General features: G+C 68.0%; 10 protein-coding genes and 4 pseudogenes. 8 read left to right on the forward strand and 6 right to left on the reverse strand.

Annotated elements, in window-relative coordinates; all coding sequences use genetic code 11:
• Position 1: 1 nt before the first annotated feature.
• The 3 genes from ACHMXE_RS34485 to ACHMXE_RS34495 are packed head-to-tail and all read right to left on the reverse strand — an operon-like array spanning position 2 to position 2,795.
• Positions 2-973, reverse strand: coding sequence for an HpcH/HpaI aldolase/citrate lyase family protein (locus ACHMXE_RS34485; protein WP_395348461.1), 972 nt, complete (start codon positions 971-973; stop codon positions 2-4).
• A gap of 39 nt (positions 974-1,012) precedes the next feature.
• Complete coding sequence (gene tam / locus ACHMXE_RS34490) at positions 1,013-1,795, reverse strand: trans-aconitate 2-methyltransferase (protein ID WP_395348462.1); 783 nt, start codon at positions 1,793-1,795, stop codon at positions 1,013-1,015.
• Positions 1,796-1,808: 13 nt separating this feature from the next.
• A complete protein-coding gene (locus ACHMXE_RS34495; RefSeq protein WP_057595824.1) occupies positions 1,809-2,795 on the reverse strand; it encodes a malate dehydrogenase in 987 nt (328 codons plus the stop codon).
• A 208-nt stretch (positions 2,796-3,003) separates the two neighbouring features.
• Between ACHMXE_RS34495 and ACHMXE_RS34500 the strand changes: the two are divergent.
• From ACHMXE_RS34500 to gltA, 7 genes and pseudogenes are all read left to right on the forward strand, one after another.
• Positions 3,004-3,764 (forward strand): annotated as a pseudogene (locus tag ACHMXE_RS34500) (GntR family transcriptional regulator).
• A 228-nt stretch (positions 3,765-3,992) separates the two neighbouring features.
• Positions 3,993-4,439 (forward strand): succinate dehydrogenase, cytochrome b556 subunit, encoded by a 447-nt coding sequence (gene sdhC, locus ACHMXE_RS34505; protein WP_057595822.1) that lies wholly within the window; start codon positions 3,993-3,995, stop codon positions 4,437-4,439.
• A 13-nt stretch (positions 4,440-4,452) separates the two neighbouring features.
• Positions 4,453-4,818, forward strand: coding sequence for a succinate dehydrogenase, hydrophobic membrane anchor protein (gene sdhD / locus ACHMXE_RS34510; protein WP_203204885.1), 366 nt, complete (start codon positions 4,453-4,455; stop codon positions 4,816-4,818).
• Positions 4,819-4,833: 15 nt separating this feature from the next.
• Positions 4,834-6,642 (forward strand): annotated as a pseudogene (gene sdhA / locus ACHMXE_RS34515) (succinate dehydrogenase flavoprotein subunit).
• A gap of 105 nt (positions 6,643-6,747) precedes the next feature.
• Positions 6,748-7,391 (forward strand): annotated as a pseudogene (locus ACHMXE_RS34520) (succinate dehydrogenase iron-sulfur subunit).
• Between the two features lie 6 nt (positions 7,392-7,397).
• A complete protein-coding gene (locus ACHMXE_RS34525) occupies positions 7,398-7,775 on the forward strand; it encodes a succinate dehydrogenase assembly factor 2 (RefSeq protein ID WP_395348463.1) in 378 nt (125 codons plus the stop codon).
• A 12-nt stretch (positions 7,776-7,787) separates the two neighbouring features.
• Positions 7,788-9,099, forward strand: a pseudogene (gene gltA / locus ACHMXE_RS34530) (citrate synthase).
• 82 nt (positions 9,100-9,181) lie between these two features.
• Here the strand turns inward: gltA and ACHMXE_RS34535 are convergent.
• The 3 genes from ACHMXE_RS34535 to ACHMXE_RS34545 all read right to left on the reverse strand — a co-directional run bounded on the left by ACHMXE_RS34535 (position 9,182) and on the right by ACHMXE_RS34545 (position 15,556).
• Positions 9,182-13,651 (reverse strand): autotransporter outer membrane beta-barrel domain-containing protein, encoded by a 4,470-nt coding sequence (locus ACHMXE_RS34535; RefSeq protein WP_395348464.1) that lies wholly within the window; start codon positions 13,649-13,651, stop codon positions 9,182-9,184.
• Positions 13,573-14,430, reverse strand: a complete 858-nt coding sequence (locus ACHMXE_RS34540; protein ID WP_395348465.1) for an ESPR domain-containing protein — start codon at positions 14,428-14,430, stop codon at positions 13,573-13,575. The genes ACHMXE_RS34535 and ACHMXE_RS34540 overlap by 79 nt, the downstream gene beginning before the upstream one ends.
• A 136-nt stretch (positions 14,431-14,566) precedes the next feature.
• On the reverse strand, positions 14,567-15,556 hold the full coding sequence (locus tag ACHMXE_RS34545; protein ID WP_395348466.1) for a GyrI-like domain-containing protein: 990 nt from the start codon (positions 15,554-15,556) through the stop codon (positions 14,567-14,569).
• Between the two features lie 173 nt (positions 15,557-15,729).
• Here ACHMXE_RS34545 and ACHMXE_RS34550 point away from each other — a divergent pair, with 173 nt between their 5' ends.
• Entirely contained in the window at positions 15,730-16,680 is a 951-nt protein-coding gene (locus ACHMXE_RS34550; RefSeq protein ID WP_203204880.1) for a LysR substrate-binding domain-containing protein, read from the forward strand.
• Positions 16,681-16,697: the final 17 nt, after the last annotated feature.

Below are 16,697 nucleotides of genomic sequence, written 5' to 3' on the forward strand. Positions count from 1 at the left end.
TTCAGGAGACCGCGGGCGTCAGCCAGGCCTTGGCCTCTGGCGGCAACGCGCGCCCTGTTGCGTGGGCACGCGTCAGTACCTGCCAGAAATGACGGTAGCTCGCGCGGTCGTGCAATGTGCCATCAATTTGTGTCGGCGCCCAATCCGCGGCCGCCGCCTTGACCAGGATATTTGTGGCAATTTGAATCTGCGCCTCGTCGGGCGCGAAGGCCTCGAGGATCGGCCGGATCTGGTTCGGATGGATGCTCCACATGCGCGTGTAGCCGAATTCGCGGGCCGCCTTGCCAGCCGCGGTGCGCATGGCGTCCATGTCGTTGAACTCGGTCACCACGCAGTGCGAGGGCACCTTGCCGTGCGCATGCGCGGCGGAGGCGATCGCCAGCTTGGCGCGCACCACCAGCGGATGCGTGAACTGGCCCGCGGCGCCCATGCCCTCGGCGGGGATGGCGCCGGCGTGGGCCGAGACGAAGTCCATCAGGCCGAAGCTCAGCGACTGCACGCGCGGATGGGCCGCGATGTCGAAGGCGTTGTGCACGGCAAAAGGCGATTCGATCAGCACATGCAGCGGCAGCGTCTCGGCATCGGCGGCGTCGAGCGCGGCCACGGCCTGCTCGACATCGGCCACCGACTCGACCTTCGGCACCATCAGGTGACTGAGCCGCTGGCCGGCGCGGCCCGCGATGGTGATCACGTCGCCCGCGAAGGCCGGGTGGTCGACCGGGTGCACGCGCACGCCGACGCGCATGCCGGGCCTGGCGGCCAGCGCGAGCTCGGTGACCAGCGCCGCATGCTCGGCCTCGCCGCCCACCGGGGCGCCGTCCTCGCAGTCGAGGGTGACGTCGAACACGCAGGCGCCGAACTCCTCGGCCATCTCGGCCTGGAGCGCGAGGCTCTTCTTCATGCGCGCCTCGACGCCGCTGTAGTGGTCGCACACCGGCAGGCTGACGGCGCCGGCCTGCGCGCCGAGCAGCACGGCGGCGGGATGGGGCGGGGGTGCGTTCGCTCACGGTGCTCACGCCTTCTTCTGCGCCACGATGAACATGCGCGGGAAGGCCAGCAGCCGCTTGCCGTCGGTGCGTGCCGGGTAGGCCTCGTTCACGCGGCGCTCGTATTCGGCCAGGTAGCTGGCCTGCAGGTCGGGCGGCAGCCGATCGACGAAGGGCTTCAGGCCCGTGCCGCGCACCCATTCGACGATGGAGGCGGCATCCGTCATGCGGTGCTGGTAGATCGTGTGCCAGACATCGACGTTGGCCGCGCGCGGCGCCAGCAGGTCGTAGTAGCCGCCCAGCGGCAGCAGCCTGGTACGCAGCCGGTCGGCATCGCCGATGGGTTCGGCCCAGGGCGCTTCGGCCGCGAGCGCGCGCATCAGGCGATGCGTGGGTTCCTGGCGGTTGTCGGGCATCTGGATGGCCAGCACGCCGCCGGGGGCGAGCGCGTCGAACAGGCGCGGGATCAGCGTTTCGTGATCGGGCACCCATTGCAGCGACGCATTCGCATAGATGAGGTCGGGCGCCGCTTCCGCGGAAGGCGCCCAGGTCGCGATGTCGCTCAACTCGAAGCGCGCGCCGGGCAGGCGCTCGCGCGCGCTGACCAGCATGGCTTCGGAGTTGTCGGTGCCGAGGGCCTCGGCCTTCGGGAACCGGTGGACCAGCAGCTCGGTGGAGTTGCCCGGACCGCAGCCGAGGTCGACCACGCGGGCCGCCTCCGCCAGAGGCACCCGCGCCAGGAGTTCCTGCGCGGGGCGGGTGCGCTCGTCCTCGTAGCGACGGTAGAGCGCGGGGTTCCAGTCGAGCATGCCGGTGCCTGGCTTACAGCAGGTGGGCGACGCCGGCCTGCTCGTCCTGCAGTTCCTTCAGCGTCTTGTTGATGCGTTCCTGGCTGAATTCGTCGATGGCCAGGCCTTCGACCAGCTTGTATTCGCCGTTCTCGGTGGTGACCGGGAAGCCGAAGATCACGTCCTTCGGAATGCCGTACTGGCCGTCCGACGGGATGCCCATCGTGACCCACTTGCCGTTCGAGCCCAGGGCCCAGTCGCGCATGTGGTCGATGGCGGCGTTGGCGGCCGAGGCGGCCGACGACAGGCCGCGCGCTTCGATGATCGCGGCGCCGCGCTTGCCGACGGTCGGCAGGAAGGTGTCGGCATTCCAGACCTGGTCGTTGATCAGGTCCTTGACGCTCTTGCCGCCGACGGTGGCGAAGCGATAGTCGGCGTACATCGTGGGCGAGTGGTTGCCCCAGACGGTGAGCTTCTCGATGTCGCCCACTGCCGTGCCGGTCTTGGCGGCGATCTGGCTGGCGGCGCGGTTGTGGTCCAGGCGCAGCATGGCGGTGAAGTTCTTGCGCGGCAGGTCCGGCGCGCTCTTCATCGCAATGTAGGCGTTGGTGTTGGCGGGGTTGCCGACCACCAGCACCTTGACGTCGCGGCTGGCGACGGCGTTGAGCGCCTTGCCCTGGGCCGTGAAGATCTGCGCGTTGGCGGCCAGCAGGTCGGCGCGCTCCATGCCGGGGCCGCGCGGACGGGCACCCACGAGCAGCGCGTAGTCGGCGTCCTTGAAGGCCACCAGCGGATCGCCGCTGGGGATCACGCCGGCCAGCAGCGGGAAGGCGCAGTCTTCGAGCTCCATGATCACGCCCTTGAGCGCCTTCTGGGCCTTCTCGTCGGGGATCTCGAGCAATTGCAGGATGACCGGCTGGTCCTTGCCGAGCATTTCGCCGGACGCGATACGGAACAACAGGGCATAACCGATTTGACCGGCGGCACCGGTGACGGCAACGCGGACGGGCTTTTTGCTCATGGGAAGACTCCAGAAGTGATGTGACGGTGTCGGCGCACGCGCGAAACGCGGCGGCGGAAGTCTCGCGGGGCGGTCGGGAGGTCCGAAAAGGGCCGGTCGGCCGCGGCGCGGGAACGGCGGGCATTTTAAGCCGATTCGATGAGGCCCGTCTTATGTCTTATATAAGATATCCTCCGGGTTCCGCCACGGCGCTTATCCACGCCCTGCCATGAACAGCCCCACCACCACCCTCGACGAGCCCACGACGCCCTCGTTCAGCCCGCTCTACCAGCAGATCAAGACCCTGATCCTGCAGAGCCTGCAGGCGGGCGAGTGGAAGCCGGGCGAGCCGATCCCCAGCGAGATGGACCTGGCCGTGCGCTTCCGCGTCAGCCAGGGCACGGTGCGCAAGGCGATCGACGAGCTCGCGGCCGAGAACCTCGTGGTGCGGCGCCAGGGCAAGGGCACCTTCGTCGCCACGCATGCCGAGCAGCATGTGCAGTACCGCTTCCTGAAGCTGGTACCCGACACCGGCCATCCGAATGCCGAGGGCCCGGCCGAGCGCACCATCGTCGACTGCAAGCGCCTGCGCGCCTCGGCCGACGTGGCACGCGCGCTGGGCCTGCGCACCGGCGACGCCGTGCTGCAGGTGCGGCGCGTGCTCGCCTACGGCGGCGTGCCGACCATCCTCGAGGACCTGTGGCTGCCGGGCACGCCGTTCAAGGGCCTCACGGCCGAGCGGCTGCGCGCCTGGCCCGGTCCGATGTACGCGCTGTTCGAAACCGAGTTCGGCGTGCGCATGGTGCGCGCCGAGGAAAAATCCGCGCGGTGCTGCCCGATGCCGAGCAGGCGCAACTGCTCGACGTCTCGCTGCAGATGCCGCTGCTGAGCGTCGAACGCGTGGCCCACACCTACCACGACATGCCGATGGAGCTGCGCCGCGGCCTCTATCGCACAGACACGCACCACTATCGCAACCAGCTCGGCTGAATGCGCCTCACGATGGACCACGTAACGAATCCGCTTCGAGCCGCCGCGCGACGCGCGCAAGATGCTATGAAGTCAAGAGCATCCGACTGCCGCGGTGCGTCGACGCGAGCGCGACCGATGCGCGATGGTGCATTGCAATAGAATTTTGCGTTGTTTGCATTTCCCGAAGAGAAAACAAAAGCGTTCGCTCTCAGAACAAGTCAATCAACAAGCCACGAAAGCCCCTCCATGACAGAGCTTGCATCCTCCTCCACACCACGGCGTCGCGAATTCCGCAACATCAACGCCTTCACCGATCTCACGACCTACCGTCTGCCTCCCGCGGGCATCGTGTCGATCCTGCACCGCGTCAGCGGCGCGCTGATGTTCCTGCTGCTGCCGTTCATCATCTGGATGTTCGACACCTCGCTCTCGTCCGACTATTCGTTCGCCAAGTTCAAGGCCGCCTTCAACAGCGGCCTTGGTTTCGTTCCGGGCTGGTTTTTCAAGCTCGTCGTGCTCGCGCTGATCTGGGCCTACCTGCACCACTTCATCGCCGGCGTGCGCCACCTCTGGATGGACGTGAGCCACAAGGCCGTGACCAAGGAGTTCGGCAAGAGCTCGGCCATCTTCACGCTGGCCGCGAGCGTCCTGCTGACCATCGTGCTCGGCGCCAAGCTGTTCGGCCTGTACTGAGAAGGAGCCTGAAATGTCTGTGAACTACGGCTCCAAACGCATCGTCGTCGGCGCGCACTACGGTCTGCGCGACTGGCTCAGCCAGCGCGTCACGGGCGCCCTGATGGCGCTCTTCACGATCATCCTGCTGGCGCAGCTGATCTTCACGCGCGGCCCGATCGGCTACGACCTGTGGGCCGGCATCTTCGCCGCCCAGTGGATGAAGGTCCTGACCTTCTGCGTCATCGTGTCGCTGCTCTATCACGTGTGGGTCGGCATGCGCGACATCTGGATGGACTACGTCCAGCCCGTCGCGATCCGTCTCGTGCTCCAGATCTTCACCATCGTCTGGCTGGTCGGTTGTGCGGGTTGGGCCATTCAAGTGCTTTGGAAAATCTGACGACCCCCTCCCACCATGACCTACACAAAAGAACAAATCACCAAGCGCAAGTTCGACGTCGTGATCGTCGGTGCCGGCGGTTCCGGCATGCGCGCCTCGCTGCAACTGGCGCGCGCGGGCCTCAACGTGGCCGTGCTCTCCAAGGTGTTCCCCACCCGTTCGCACACCGTCGCCGCGCAAGGTGGCGTGGGCGCCTCGCTCGGCAACATGAGCGAGGACAACTGGCACTACCACTTCTACGACACGATCAAGGGTTCCGACTGGCTCGGCGACCAGGACGCGATCGAGTTCATGTGCCGCGAAGCACCGAAGGTGGTGTACGAGCTCGAGCACTTCGGCATGCCCTTCGACCGCAACCCCGACGGCACGATCTACCAGCGTCCGTTCGGCGGCCACACGGCCAACTACGGCGAGAAGCCCGTGCAGCGCGCCTGCGCCGCGGCCGACCGTACCGGCCACGCGATGCTGCACACGCTCTACCAGAAGAACGTCGAAGCACGCACCCAGTTCTTCGTCGAATGGATGGCGCTCGACCTGATCCCGCGACGACGAAGGCGACGTGGTCGGCGTGACCGCGCTCGAGATGGAAACCGGCGACCTGCACATCCTGCAGGCCAAGACCGTGCTGCTGGCCACCGGCGGCGCGGGCCGCATCTTCCAGGCCTCGACCAACGCCTTCATCAACACCGGCGACGGTCTCGGCATGGCCGCGCGCTCGGGCATCCCGCTGCAGGACATGGAGTTCTGGCAGTTCCACCCGACCGGCGTGGCCGGCGCGGGCGTGCTGCTGACCGAAGGCTGCCGCGGCGAAGGCGCGATCCTGCTCAACAGCAACGGCGAACGCTTCATGGAGCGCTATGCGCCCACGCTGAAGGACCTGGCGCCGCGCGACTTCGTCTCGCGCTCGATGGACCAGGAGATCAAGGAAGGCCGCGGCTGCGGTCCCAACAAGGACTACGTGCTGCTGAAGCTCGACCACCTCGGTGCCGAGACCATCCACAAGCGCCTGCCTTCGGTGTACGAGATCGGCGTCAACTTCGCCAACGTCGACATCACCAAGGAACCGATCCCCGTGGTGCCGACCATCCACTACCAGATGGGCGGCATCCCGACCAACATCAACGGCCAGGTCGTGATCCAGAAGGGCGAGGACAACAGCGCCGTCGTCAACGGCCTCTACGCCGTGGCGAATGCTCGTGCGTGAGCGTGCACGGCGCCAACCGCCTGGGCACCAACTCGCTGCTCGACCTGCTGGTGTTCGGCCGCGCGGCCGGCAACCACATCGTCGAGTTCAACGACAAGCTGAAGGAACACAAGCCGCTGCCGGCCAATGCCGCCGACCGCACGCTCGAGCGCCTCAACGAACTGCAGAACTCCACCGGCGGCGAATACGCGCAGGACGTGGCCAACCAGATCCGCGTCACCATGCAGCAGCACGCCGCGGTGTTCCGCAAGCAGGCCTCGATGGACGAAGGCGTGGTCAAGATCGCCGAAGTGCGCGAGCGCGTGAAGGCCATCGGCCTGAAGGACAAGTCCAAGGTGTTCAACACCGCGCGCATCGAAGCGCTGGAAGTCGACAACCTGATCGAAGTGGCGCAGGCCACCATGGTCTCGGCCGCGGCCCGCAAGGAATGCCGCGGTGCCCACACCGTCGAGGACTACGAGCGCCCGGCCGACGATCCGGTCGCGCCGCTGGGCCGCGACGATGCCAACTGGATGAAGCACACGCTCTGGTACAGCGCCGACAACCGCCTCTCCTACAAGCCCGTCAAGCTGCAGCCGCTCACGGTCGCCTCGGTTCCGCCGAAGGTTCGCACCTTCTGAGCGCCAGCTAATGATCAGCCACGTAAAAGCATTCACAAGGTCACAACGATGAAGCGCACATTCCAGATCTACCGCTACGACCCGGACAAGGACGCGAAGCCCTACATGCAGACCATCGAGATCGAACTCGACGGCCACGAACGCATGCTGCTCGACGCCCTGATGAAGCTCAAGGCGCAGGATCCGACGCTGTCGTTCCGCCGCTCGTGCCGCGAAGGCGTCTGCGGTTCCGACGCGATGAACATCAACGGCAAGAACGGTCTGGCCTGCCTGACCAACATGAACACGCTCAAGGGCACCGTCGTGCTCAAGCCGCTGCCCGGCCTGCCGGTGATCCGCGACCTGATCGTCGACATGACCCAGTTCTTCAAGCAGTACAACTCGATCAAGCCGTACCTGCAGAACGACACCGTGCCGCCCGAGAAGGAACGCCTGCAGTCGCCGAAGAGCGCGAAGAGCTCAATGGCCTGTACGAGTGCATCCTGTGCGCGAGCTGCTCGACGAGCTGCCCGAGCTTCTGGTGGAACCCCGACAAGTTCGTGGGCCCGGCCGGCCTGCTGCAGGCCTACCGCTTCATCGCCGACAGCCGCGACGAAGCCACCGCCGAGCGCCTCGACAACCTCGAGGACCCGTACCGCCTGTTCCGCTGCCACACGATCATGAACTGCGTCGACGTGTGCCCGAAGAGCCTGAACCCCACCATGGCCATCGGCAAGATCAAGGAACTGATGGTGCGTCGCGCCATCTGACCCGACATGGCTGCTTTGCCCGGCACCCCATCGCCCTCGGCGCCTCCTGCGGGAAGCGCGGCGGCCGAGCCGCTCGGAGAACGGGCGCTCAGCAAGCTCAAGTGGCGCTGCCGGCGCGGCCTGCTCGAAAACGATCTGTTCATCGCCCGCTTCTTCGAGCGGCACGAATCTCGCATCACCGTCGGCCAGGCCGGCGCGATGGAGGTTCTGATGGACCTCTCGGACAACGATTTGCTCGATCTTCTCCTTCGTAGAAAGGAGCCCGAGCCCGCATGGGCCGGGGCCGAGGTGGTCGAGCTTCTGCAGCTGATGCGCGCCGACGGTGCGCAGCGGCCCGCAGCCTCCACGACCTCTTCCTCCTCGCCCTCTCGAACAATCCTCTGAAAGAAACCCGAAATGAAAGCCTCCGATACCAAGGCCACGCTATCGTTCAGCAACGGCGCCGACAAGGTCGAGCTGCCGATCTACAAGGGCACCGTCGGTCCCGACGTGATCGACATCCGCAAGCTGTACGCGCAAACCGGCATGTTCACCTATGACCCGGGGTTTCATGTCCACCGCGGCCTGCCAATCGGCCATCACCTACATCGACGGCGACAAGGGCGAGCTGCTGTATCGCGGCTATCCCATCGAGCAGCTCGCGACCAACTGCGACTTCCTCGAGACCTGCCACCTGCTGCTGTACGGTGAACTGCCGGATACGGCCAAGAAGGCCAACTTCACCAAGCTCGTGACCAACCACACGATGGTCAACGAGCAGATGCAGTTCTTCCTGCGCGGCTTCCGCCGCGACGCGCATCCGATGGCCATCATGACCGGCCTGGTGGGCGCGCTGTCGGCCTTCTATCACGACAGCACGGACATCAACAATCCCGAGCACCGCGAGATCGCCGCGATCCGCTTGATCGCGAAGATGCCCACGCTCGTGGCCATGGCCTACAAGTACACGATCGGCCAGCCGTACATGTACCCGAAGAACGAACTCAGCTATGCGGGCAACTTCCTGCACATGATGTTCGCGACGCCCTGCGAGGAATACAAGGTGAACCCGGTGCTCGAGCGCGCGCTCGACCGCATCTTCATCCTGCACGCCGACCACGAGCAGAACGCCTCGACCTCGACCGTGCGCCTGTGCGGCTCGTCGGGCACCAACCCCTTCGCGGCCATCGCGGCCGGCGTGGCCTGCCTCTGGGGCCCGGCCCACGGCGGCGCCAACGAAGCGGCGCTCAACATGCTCTACGACATCCAGAAGGAAGGTGGCGTGGAGAAGATCGGCGAGTTCATCAAGAAGGTCAAGGACAAGAACTCGAACGTCAAGCTGATGGGCTTCGGCCACCGCGTGTACAAGAACTACGACCCGCGCGCCAAGCTGATGCAGGAGACCTGCAACGAAGTGCTGACCGAGCTGGGCCTGGAAAACGACCCGCTGTTCAAGCTCGCCAAGGAACTGGAAAAGATCGCGCTCGAAGACGAGTACTTCGTGTCGCGCAAGCTCTACCCGAACGTCGACTTCTACTCGGGCATCGTGCAGCGCGCCATCGGCATCCCGGTGCCGCTGTTCACCGCGATCTTCGCGCTGGCCCGCACCGTCGGCTGGATCGCCCAGCTCAACGAAATGATCGGCGACCCCGAGTACAAGATCGGCCGCCCGCGCCAGCTGTTCGAAGGCTCGCCCAAGCGCGACGTGAAGCCGATCTCGGCCCGCTGATCCGCTTCGACTGAATGCCGCCTCCGGGCGGACCGATGCCGCCCTGGCGCAAGCCGGGCGGCATTTCTTTTGGCGCGGGCCGTTACCACTTCACGCGCACACCCACCCCTGCATTGACCGAGCTGCCCACGCGAGCGACGCCACCCGAGGCCCACTGCTTGCCCAGCTCGCCATACAGGCTCGTGCGCTGGCTCAGTGCCAGCGTGAAGCCCGCCGCCAGCTCGGTGCTCGTGCCGCCGATCGGTGCGCCCACCGGCGTGATCGCCGCCGGGTTCACGAAGCGCGCGATGTCGTTGCCCTTCGAGCTGCGGTAGACGTTCAGCCGCGCATACGGCTGCAGCGTGCCCGCGCTCGTCGCGAAGCTGCCCTTGATGCGCACACCAGCGCGTGCGGTCCAGCTGCTGTCGGCGTCCTGCTGCACCAGCGCGCCAGGGATCGCCACATCGTCCAGGCGCAGGCGCTGATGGATCAGCTGCAGCTGCGGCTCCACTGACCAGCCGCCCGTGCCCAGCGCGAAGGCCTTGCCCACCTCGATCGAGGCCAGGAAGCTGTTGCCCTTGCCCGTGACGCCCGCGCTCAGTTGCGGTTGCACCGTGTAGCGATGGCGGCCGGCCTGCAGCACCGTGTCGGCATAGAAGCCGTCGTCGCTCGTGAAGGTGCCGTACAGGCCCAGGTACTGGCTGCGCAGGTCGTTGCGGCCGGTGGCCGTTTTGAGCAAGCCACTGGCTGCGCCGCTGACACGCGTGTCGCCCTCGAGCTGGCCGACATAGATGCCCGCGCGCCAGTTCGCGTTGGCCCACAGGTCGGTACCGGCCTGCAGCCCGCTTACGCGACCCTCGGCATGCGGCGAGACGGTGCCGCCCTGGCGGATGTCCATGTCGGTGGAGATCAGACGGCCCCAGGCTCGGCGGTTGCCACCATCGATGCTCGAGCTCGCACCACCGCTGCCGCGCACGTCGTCGTCGCCGATGCGCTGGCTCAGGCTCGCGAGCATGCCTAGGTTGCTTTGGCGCAGCTGGTTTGGAAGCGCTGCGAAGAGGGAGGCCTCAGCGCGGTAGGTCGGCAGCGAGGCTCCGGGCTCTGCTTCTGTGCGCAGGTACCAGTTCTCGCCTTCACCGCCTGCGTCGCCCGCGTACAGGCGGTACTCGTAGGCACCGGCGTCGACGCGGCCGCCCGAGAGCACGAAGGCGTCCTTGCTGGTTTGCGCGGTGGTGGTGGCGCCGTTCTTCGCGCTGATCAGCTCGATGCCTGCACCACTGGTGCGTGCGCCCAGGCCGCCTAGGTTGGTGACTTGCACGGTGGTCTTGCCGCTGGCGGATGCGGTGGCGCCGTCGAGCACCAAGCGGTCTGCGATGCCCGGGTTGTCGAGCTTGGCGCCGAGGCGCAGCACGCCGTTGTTGCCGACGTAGGGACCAGTCAAGGTGAGCGTGGTGCCCGGGACCGTGCCGAGCAAGGAGACCGTGCCCGCGTTGGTCAGGCCGGCCATCTTCTGGCTGAAGCCACCGAGGTCGAGCGTGGCGCCGCTGGCGACCACAGCGCTCGATGCGGCGCTGAAGGCGTTGGTGGCGCCGGCCTTAAGAGTGCCGCCGGTCACGCGGGTCTCGCCTGCGTACGTTGCAGAGCCTGCGAGTGTGAGCGTGCCTGCGCCGACCTTGACGAGCGAGCCCGTCGTGCCGGTGATGGCGCCCGAGATCGTGTTGTCACCACCAATGGCGCCGGTGGTCAGCGTCTTCGCGCCGAGCACCACATCGCCTGCACCGCCAAGCGAGCCGATGCTCGTCCCAGTGGTCGTCAGATCGATGCGCACCTGGCCACCCGCTGCATTGGTCACCGTGGCGCCTGCAGCGCTCGCGGTGTCTTGCAGACGCAAGGTGCCTGCATTGGCGATCGCGAGCTTGCCCGCATCGGCCTTGCCGCCGAACTGCAGCGTGGCGCCCGATGCAACGCTTGCCGCGCCGCTGCCGAGTGCGCCTGTCACTTCTGTGGCGAGCGTGCCTGCATCCACCAGCGTGCCGCCGCTGTAGCTGTTGGCGCTGCTCAAGGTCAAGGTACCCGTGCCGATCTTGCGCAGCTTGCCCGTGCCGCTCATCGTGCCCGCATAGATACCAGCAGTCTTGCCCTGGTCGAACGCGACTTCGGCGTTGTTGACGATATTGCCCTGCAGGCTCGTCGCACTGCCCTGCAGCACGCCGCCCTTCACCGTCGTGCCGCCCGTGTAGGTGTTCGTGCCACCGAGGATCAACCGGCCGGCATCCTCCTTCGAGATACCGCCCGTGCCGCTGAGCGCAACATTGAGGGTCGCGGTCATGGTCGCACCTGCAGCAGTGCCATCCCCCACGCGGATCACCGAGTTGGCGTTGTCCACCACGATGCCATCGCCCTGCACCACATAGCCATCGGTGGCGAACTGCGCACCCGCGATGCGCACAGCACCACCAGCCGCATCCACCGTCACGGTGCCGGCCTTGCCGCCGAACACCGCGAACTGGTTCTGCGCCCAGTTGCCGTTGAGCTTGCCGTCCATGTCGGCCCAGGCATCCATCGAGGGCTGCGGGTTGCCCACGCGCCAGGTGCCCGAACCGCCGGCGATCTGGCCGTCGTTGTACTTCGTGCTGTCGCCGCCGTCCCAGAAGTTCAGCGACAGGCCGGCCCTGTTCACCAGGTTGACCTGGTTCGCCACCGAGGTCTGCACCTGCAGGTCGGCCACCTTGGCAGAGCCAGGCACCGTGCCGATGTCCAGGCCGTTGTCGGTGAAGCTGCCGCCGTAGCTCATGAGCCTGTAGAGGCCAGGGCCGAAGCTGCCGCCCGCCGACTGCGCGATGTTCAGAGTGCCATCGAGTTGCAGGTTGCCGGTGACGTTGATCAGGTCGTTCAGCGCGCCGCCAGGAACGCCGGCTTGCCCGAGTTCGTAGTTCAGCGTGGAGCCGCCGGCCAGGGTCAGCGCACCCAAGGTCAACGTGCCCGGGCTGTTGCCCGCCGCGAGGATGCCACCCTTGTCGATGGTCACCGCGCCAGCAATGCTGCCGCTGCCCGCAAGGGTCGCGCCGCTCTGGACCTGCACCGCGCCCGTGCCCGTCGCACTGCCGCTCTTGTTGTTCACGCTCAGCGTGCCCGCGCCAACCGTGGTGCCACCGGTGTAGGTGTTGGCGCCCGTGAGCGTCAGCGTGCCAGCGCCCGCCTTGACGAGCGAACCGCCCGCACCACTGATCGTGCCCGACACCGTCGTGCTGGTGTTCAACCCGCCCGTGGTCAGCGCCTTCGCGCCCAGCAGCACGCTGCCCGCGCCTTCGAGCGAGCCGATGCCCACGCCCGCGTTCGTCAGGTTGCCGATGCGCAGCCGCGCGCCCGCGTTGTTCACCACCGTCGCCTGGTCCGCGCTCACGCGGTCGAACAGGTCGATCAGGCCGCCACTGTCGTTGACGAAGCGCGCCTGTCCGGCGCTCGCATCGTCGAGCAGGTTGATCTGTCCGCCATCGAAGTTGGTGATCTGCGCCTTGCCTGCGTTCGCGTTGAACCACAGGGTGGTGATGCCGCCGCGGTTCTCGATCACCGCATTGCCCGCGCTCGAGCTGTCGCGGAACTCGACCGCGGCGTCCTTGTTCGCCGTGATGATCGCATTGCCGGCCGAGCTGCTGTCGCTGAACGCCAGGAAGCCGCCGTTGTCGGTCGGCGCACTGCCGCGCTGTGCCAAGGTGATCGCGAGCTGGCCCGCGTCGGCCTTGTCGGTGAAGGCCAGCGAGGCATTGCCCGCGACCGACACCGGCCCCGTGCCCAGCGCGCCCGTGACCAGCGCCTGCAGCGAACCGCCGCGACTACGGTGCCGCCCGCGTAGCCGTTGGCCGCGCCCAACTGCAAGGTGCCCGGCGCCGCTCTTGCGCAGGCCGCCCGGGCCGATCACGGCACCGTTCAGGTCCACCGTGCGGCCCCGATCGACGTCGAACACGCCGCCGGCCTTGCCGAGCGTGACGCTGCGGGTGCCCGCCGTGTCGCCGGTCACGCGCAGCGTTCCGCCGTCGAGCGTGAGCGCGCCATCGGCGCTGCCGAGGGCGGCGTCGTCGGCGATCGAGAGCGCGCCGCCCAGCACCCGCCAGGGCGTGCGCTCGCCCGTGCCGCCGACCAGTGTCCAGGTGCCGGCACCGGTCTTCTCGTAGCCGGCGAAGCCGCGGTAGCTCGCGGCGGCCAGCGAGGTCGTGGCGTCGGTCGCGTCGCCGGCCAGGCGCAGCAGGTTGCCGCTGCCGTTCGCCACCAGTGTGCCGGCGATCGCGGAGCCGGCGCGCAGTTCGAGCGTGTTGTCGTTGCCGCTGATGCGCACCGCATCGCCGCGCGTGACGCGGTCGCCCGCGAGACCGCCGAGCAGGCTGCCGCTGTTGACGACGGCATTGCCGTCGCCCCGGATGCGCAGCCCCGCGCCGCCGATCCCGTTCTGCCCATTCGAGGCACCGCCCGCGCCGCCCGCCAGGGTGCCGGTATTGCTCAGGGTGTTGCCGTTCGATCGAGCGCCAGGCCGGCACCGCCCTCGCCGCCCGCGGCCGCGATGCCGAAGCCGCCCCAAAGGGCGGCGCCGCCAGCGCCACCGGTGGCGATGCCGCCATTGCGAACCGTCGCGCCGCCGCCCTGCAGCACGATGGCATCGCCGCCACCACCTCCGCCGCCGGCCCACTGCCCGTTGGCGCCCGCACCGCCGTTGCCGCCGCCGATGCGGCCGCCCAGGTTGTCCAGCACGAGCCCCGCGGCCGTGGCTTGCAGTCCCGCGCCGCCGCCGCCACCACCGCCGCTGAGGCGGGCCGGCGCGCCATCGCCGCCATTGCCGCCGAGCAGGGTGGTCGCGCCAGTCACCGTGAGGGCACCGGCGCTCGTGTAGTAGACCGCCGCGCCGCCGCCACCACCGCCGCCACCGCCATAGAAGGGATCGGGATCGGACAGCCCGTTGCCGCCATGGCCCCCGCTCGTCGCACCGGCCGTCACCGCGGTGGCGCCGACCGACCCGCCGGCGCCACCGGCGCCCGCCGCGCCGTTGCCGCCGGCACCGCCATGTCCGGTCGCCGACGCCTGGCCGTTGCTGGTCGGATATTCGCCGACGTTGCCGCCTCCGGCGCCGCCGCCATTGCCAGGACCGCCACGCCCGCCGGTACCGCCGCTGACGGCGGGCGCGTCGCCGCCGGCCGGCTGCCCCCACGCCGCGCCGGGATCGGCCAGCAGGCCCACGAACGTCAGCAGACCGGCCGCAACCCGTGTCGCCGAAGGGCGCCGACCGCGTCGCCGCGACAGTTCGGAAACGGCGACCCACGCGCCGAGCGCAGCGTTCCAGACGCTGCAATGGATGTTGTTCATGCCCTCGCTCCCTGTGCTTCTGGTGCGTGCGGATCCGGACGATCCGCACGCCGGGAAGTGTGGGAACGAGTGCGCGCGCGGATTTGATCGCGCTTGCGGTCGTCGGGGAAAAACGACGGAAATCCGTGGCTGCGACTCAGATCAGCATCACCATGATCGAGAACGACTGGACCTGTCCCATGCGCCGCCACGGCGGCGCGTGGTAGCGCTCCATCGCTGGCGCCTCGGCGAAATGCTCGCCGTGGCGCGCGGTCCAGACATTCGCGATCGCGCGATAGGCCGCGAACACCTTGCGGTACGGTGCTTCGAGCAGCAGCGTGGCACAGCGGCTGATCTGCATCGGCGGCAGGCGCGCGAATGGCGCGGGCAACTTCTCGGGCAAGCCCGGATCGGCGAAGCAGCAGTCGTAGCGGATCAGCCCCTGCGGCGTGATCAAGGGGTTGTCACGGATCAGCGCGTAGCACTCGAGCGTATCGGGGTCGAGCCCCAGCCGCAGCCGCACCTCGTCGGCGAAGCGCGCCCAGTAGCACTCCGCCTGGTCATAGCCGCCGTGGAAGCGCAGACCGACCAGCGGCCGGATCTCCCAGCGCTCGAGCCGCACGCGGTCGGCCATCGCCAGTTGCTCGGGCACCGGCGGCCGCACCGCCGCACGCGCGGCGGGCCGGTAGACGGTCGGCGCGACGCCGAACTGGCGCTGGAACGCGCGCGAGAACGCCGCGAGGCTGCCGTAGCCCGCCACGGTGCCGATCTCGAGCATCGAGAGTTCGCTGGCCGCGAGCCGGATCGCCGCGGCGTCGAGGCGCTGGCGCCGGATGAAGCCGCTCATGGCCTCCCCCATGACCTCGGCGAACAGGCGGTGGAAATGGAAAGGACTCAAACCATTGGCGCGCGCGAGTTCGGCCAGTTGGTGGTCGTGCGGAAGGTCCTGCTCGATGCGGCGCACGGCCTTGATCACGCGCGGCTCGGCCAGCAGCGTGGGCGGAAGATGGCGCCGCACATGCTGCACGCGCGGACCTGCCGGCGGCAGCTCGTAGCGCAGGCGGGCCTCCTCCGATGTCGGATCGGCCGGAAGCATCCTGCGATCGGCATGAGGCGGCGGCTTGTCGTCGGCAGCGGAGTGGGTCATGCCCAGGCGTCCTTGCAACACTTACCAACAATTGATGGTATGCCAGACCCCGCATTTGCGAACGGCACCCGTCGCCTCCGGGCAATGAAGCCATCTCTCATCACGATGACCATGGCGAAAAAATAAGGAGAAAATAGCCGACTCATCGCCAGATGCGATGCCCAAGCCCCCCCATGAGCACGTCCGAACGCAACTTCGCCCGCCGCATCGACCTCACGTCGCTGCAGCTGTTCGTGGCCGTGTGCGAACTGGGCAGCATCGGCCGCGCCGCGGAGCGCGAATTCATCGCCGCCTCGGCCATCAGCAAGCGGCTGTCGGACCTCGAGGCCACGCTCGGCACCACCCTGCTCTACCGCCATGCGCGCGGCGTCGACCTGACGCCGGCCGGCGAGAGCCTGCTGCACCACGCCCGCTCGGTGCTCTACAGCCTCGAGAAGATGCAGGGCGAGCTCAGCGAGTACGCCGACGGCGTGCGCGGCCACGTGCGGGTGCACGCCAACATCTCGGCCATCGTGCAGTTCCTGCCGGAAGACCTGGGCGTGTTCACGCGCGCCCACGAGGCGATCAAGATCGACCTCGAGGAGCACCTGAGCACCGAGGTGATCCGCGCGGTGCAGGAAGGCGCGGCCGACCTCGGCGTGTGCCACGTGGCCGGCGGCGCGGGCGAGTTGCAGAGCCTGCCCTACCGGCACGACCGCCTCGCGCTGATCGTGCCCGCGGGCCACGCGCTGGCCGACCAGGGTGCGATCGAGTTCATCGCCGCGCTCGACTACGACCACGTGGGCCTGCACACCAACAGCTCGATCTACGTGGCGATGCACGAGGCCGCGCTGCTCGCCGGCCGCAGCGTCAAGCTGCGCATCCACGTCACCGGCCTCGATGCGATGTGCCGGATGATCCAGAACGGCCTGGGCATCGGCGTGATGCCGCAGCGCGCCTTCGAGCTGATGCAGGACGGCATCGGCCGCGGGCTGGTCAGCGTGGCGCTGTCCGACGCCTGGGCCGCGCGCGAGATCCGGCTGGTGGCGCGCGATTTCTCCACGCTGCCGGTGGCGGCCCGCACGCTGGTGAATCACCTGCATGCAGCCGCCGCCGAGGCCGAAGCCGACCGGCTCGCGGCCTGAAACCCAAGACAATCCAT

The organism is Variovorax sp. UC122_21 (assembly GCF_044056785.1).
Classification (GTDB): domain Bacteria; phylum Pseudomonadota; class Gammaproteobacteria; order Burkholderiales; family Burkholderiaceae_C; genus Variovorax.

Coding starts and splice junctions, on each gene's coding strand:
- ACHMXE_RS34550 (WP_203204880.1), top strand. CDS start 15,730: ATGAGCACGTCCGAACGCAACTTCGCCCGCCGCATCGACCTCACGTCG.
- sdhC (WP_057595822.1), top strand. CDS start 3,993: ATGACAGAGCTTGCATCCTCCTCCACACCACGGCGTCGCGAATTCCGC.
- ACHMXE_RS34540 (WP_395348465.1), bottom strand. CDS start 14,430: ATGAACAACATCCATTGCAGCGTCTGGAACGCTGCGCTCGGCGCGTGG.
- sdhD (WP_203204885.1), top strand. CDS start 4,453: ATGTCTGTGAACTACGGCTCCAAACGCATCGTCGTCGGCGCGCACTAC.
- tam (WP_395348462.1), bottom strand. CDS start 1,795: ATGCTCGACTGGAACCCCGCGCTCTACCGTCGCTACGAGGACGAGCGC.
- ACHMXE_RS34525 (WP_395348463.1), top strand. CDS start 7,398: ATGGCTGCTTTGCCCGGCACCCCATCGCCCTCGGCGCCTCCTGCGGGA.
- ACHMXE_RS34545 (WP_395348466.1), bottom strand. CDS start 15,556: ATGACCCACTCCGCTGCCGACGACAAGCCGCCGCCTCATGCCGATCGC.
- ACHMXE_RS34495 (WP_057595824.1), bottom strand. CDS start 2,795: ATGAGCAAAAAGCCCGTCCGCGTTGCCGTCACCGGTGCCGCCGGTCAA.